General features: G+C 52.5%; 4 protein-coding genes. All 4 read left to right on the forward strand.

All coding sequences use genetic code 11. The features are described from left to right. Positions 1–907, forward strand: a 907-nt coding sequence (locus WM40_RS32190) for a ParA family protein (RefSeq protein WP_269083118.1), incomplete at its 5' end; no start/stop codon positions are given. A 13-nt stretch (positions 908–920) separates the two neighbouring features. Then, a complete protein-coding gene (locus WM40_RS32195; RefSeq protein ID WP_269083119.1) occupies positions 921–1,364 on the forward strand; it encodes a ParA family protein in 444 nt (147 codons plus the stop codon). Between the two features lie 2 nt (positions 1,365–1,366). Beyond that, complete coding sequence (locus WM40_RS25955; RefSeq protein ID WP_046154473.1) at positions 1,367–2,350, forward strand: ParB/RepB/Spo0J family partition protein; 984 nt, start codon at positions 1,367–1,369, stop codon at positions 2,348–2,350. 151 nt (positions 2,351–2,501) lie between these two features. Beyond that, on the forward strand, positions 2,502–3,496 hold a 995-nt coding region (locus WM40_RS30510; RefSeq protein WP_157793803.1), incomplete at its 3' end, for a Replication protein O.

Raw genomic sequence — 3,496 nt, forward strand, 5'->3', positions numbered from 1 at the left:
GGGGCGCACTTCTATTGTTACGAGAGCAAGAATCAGCAAATTTTGCTTGCCATACTCCCGACACAACTATACTCTCCGTTTAAAAGAATTTCTTCCTGTTTTGGCGTTTTATTTGTTTTTAGGAAGAATCGCCAAATTTGAAGATCAACCATTGGGATGCGTGATGGATTTCAACCTGTCGAAGCCGCCGATTCAAGTCTCTCCTGACGACCTCGTGAATTTGTCAGGCCGCTCGGCGCGCATGCTCGAGAGGATCCGAACCCAGATGCTCCAACCGTTTCCGAGGAAGGTTCCCCCGGTATTTCCGAGCGCGCGGTTGCAAGAACTTTGCGGAATCGATAAGCCCCGCTTCTCATACTTGATAAAGAAAGGTGAACTGCCTCAAGGAACACAGAGTCGTCCAGGAGGCGCAAGAAACTTTTCTTTATCCGAGGTTATTCAATGGGTAAAAGCCGAGCGACGCCCATCGGAACGGCCGTCAGGCAAGGACGGAAAAGTTATAGCCATTGGCAATTTCAAGGGTGGCGTGACCAAAACGACAACGTCGATGATATTGGCTCAAGGCCTCTCGATGAGGCGCGGGCGTCGCGTGCTTCATATAGACATGGATCCTCAGGGTAGCGCAACGACTTTATATGGCATCAACCCGCACGCAGAGGTAACTGCGGAGCAGACCATTCTGCCTTTGATCGAAGCTTATGTGAGTGGTGAGGCCTACAACATGACGGGATTACCTCAATCCACTTACTGGCAAAACTTAGACCTTATCCCTTCGTCAACCGACCTATTCAACGCCGAATTTATGCTGCCGGCAAGGGTGCACAGCTCACCGGATGCCCAATTCTGGAATGTGCTTAGCCAAGGTCTAAGTGAACTGAAAAAAACCATACGACTACATTGTCATTGATACAGCACCGACGTTGAGCTATCTGACGATCAATGCACTATTTGCTGCCGATGGCGTCATTGTACCGGTCATGCCTGACACCCTGTCCTTCGCCTCAATGGTTCAATTCTGGTCGTTGTTTTCGGACATGGTGAGCGGCATGCGTGAATTTCAGGCGTCATCCGACGGTCAGGTCAAGATTTTTGACTTTATCGACATATTGTTGACTCGAATGAAAGACCGCTCGAACGCTTCACTGGTGCGGGACTGGGTGATCACGACGTACGGAGAGAGAGTGCTGCCCGTAGAAATCCCGGACACGGATATAGCGCGGACGACTACGAACGATTTCTCGACTGTGTACGATTTCCCTACTTACGACGGCAATGGAGCTGTTTTCCGAAGAATAAGAGAGTCGTACGACCAAATGGTCGATCTTATTGACAACAAGGTCTGCTATCTGTGGGAGCAGGAGTGAATATGAGTACTGCTTCGAAACAAAAAATGAAAGCGGCTAGCATCAGGCTCGACGACGAATTAGACGATACGTCAACGAATGTTCCGTCCCCACCGCGCACGGCTCCTGGACAACTTATGGGGTTGCAAGGGCGCGTTCTAAATCAGCAACGGGAAATTGAGGAGTTAAGAGAGGCTCTCGCTAGCGCCAAATCTACTGGGACTTCGGTGGAGATACCTCTGGATATGCTCATCGAGGTACCTGGTCGACGGCGGTTTCTCACCAGCGATCAGCAAACGGAGTTGCGTGAGAACTTGAGAAGCAATCGTCTAGTACATCCTATTTCCGTTCGCCCATTGGATGACGGAAAGTTCGAAATTGTCTCCGGTCACAACCGGGTCGACCAGTATCGCGCGCTAGGCAGAGACAAGATTCGAGCCGTGCCAGAGGTTACTACAGCGGAGGAGGCTGCAGCGAGTGCTTTCTTCGCTAACTTGATGCAATCCGAGCTCAGTGATTACGAAAAGTTCAAGGGGTTTAAAGATATGCAAGAGAGGCACCCTGGCATGTCTCAAGCCGCTATAGCTCAGTCGGCTGGCGTTCGCGAGAACGTTTTAACGATGCTTCTTTCGTTTGGCAGCCTACCCAGCGCAGCGCACAAGATGCTGGATGAAAGACCTGATCTGATTGGTGCCAATGCAGCATATGCGCTAGCTGGCCTCACGAAGGAAGGAAAAAACGATGCTGTTGTACAGGCCATTGAACGCCTTGCTCGCGGCGAAATAGATCAGAGTCAGGCTGTCAGAATGGCCAAGGAGTCCGGCAGCAAGCCTAAAGCTAAAGCAGTACAAACTTTGAAAATCCGCGCAGGCCGCGCAACGTATTGTGATCTACGCATTTCCAATAAGACGCTTAGGATTGACTTCCAGTCAGAGGAGGAAGCGGCTCGGGTTCATGCCGCAGTGCAATCTCTGCTGGAGATTGAGGCGAAGAACAAGCAAGCTTGATTTGCGGGGATCGCTCCAAATAAAACCTATATATTTCAAGGACTTCATTTTATGAACCACCCGAAGACCTCTTAGAAAGGCGAAAGCCCCCAGGCGGCAACCTGGAGGCTTTCTTTGTTTCGGGCTTGATGCTGATCGCCCTGCACTTCTGATGACAATTGAAGTGTATCTCATTGCGATCGGCAGTCAAGCATTTGCGACCCATTTTTTAATGGACCGTAGCATCATGTCGATCGCGCAACGCTTCGTTGCTGGCGAGGGTGACATTCACCCTACTGAACCAGCGAATCCTCTCACCAACGCTGCATCTCTGGCTAGCCCACACCAGACCGATACCACCAATCTGCGTTGGATCTCGTTTCGCGCCGCCTTTCGCGCCGAACGCATTCACGCTCTCCCCCTTCGCGCCCGATCCGTTCTCGCCGCCCTCGCTCGCACCGTATCTGCCGATGATCCCTTGGCTGCCATCTTCGCCCGGCGTGAATTGCTCATCGACCGCGCCATGCTTTCCGAGCGAACCTTCTTCCGCGCGCTCGACGATCTCGAAGCTGCCGGCCTCATCACACGTCCCGAGCAGCGCCGTTACAAGAACGCTGGACTGTTCGGGCGAGCCTACCTGCACCTCACAGAAGCCGCCGCCCTTACCCTCGGACTCATTCAAGCTGAAATGCCCCTGCAACAGCGGGTCGATGCCCATCAGACCGGCAAGCAGGTGAGTCCGCCTGCCAACGTGGCAGACGGTGCTATATATAAGGAAGTAAACCCTCAACCCAATCAAGAAAGACAACCAGGCGCCCTGCCGCAGGATTTACAACGCTTGCTTGAACTGGGTTTTGGGAAATATTTTATTTTTAAGCTCATGCGCATCGCCTCACAGAACGGCAAGCGCTTGTCCGATGTCGTCGAAGCCTCCTGGACGCATTTAAAGGCCGCCTCCAAGCCAATCTGTTACTTGCAAGCATTGCTGGCAAGGCCGATCGATTTCGCTCACATCGCCCGCGTAAATCGCGCCACCTCCCAAGCCGAGGATCTCAAATCGCGCGAGCAGATCGCGCAACGCCAGCTCCTCGATGAAGTCAGAGGGAAAACCTATTCCGATGCTCAGGGCGCCATTGTCACCTTCCATGCCGACGGGAGTCACGCCGC

The sequence above is a fragment of the Robbsia andropogonis genome, assembly GCF_000970345.1.
GTDB classification, from domain to species: domain Bacteria; phylum Pseudomonadota; class Gammaproteobacteria; order Burkholderiales; family Burkholderiaceae; genus Robbsia; species Robbsia andropogonis.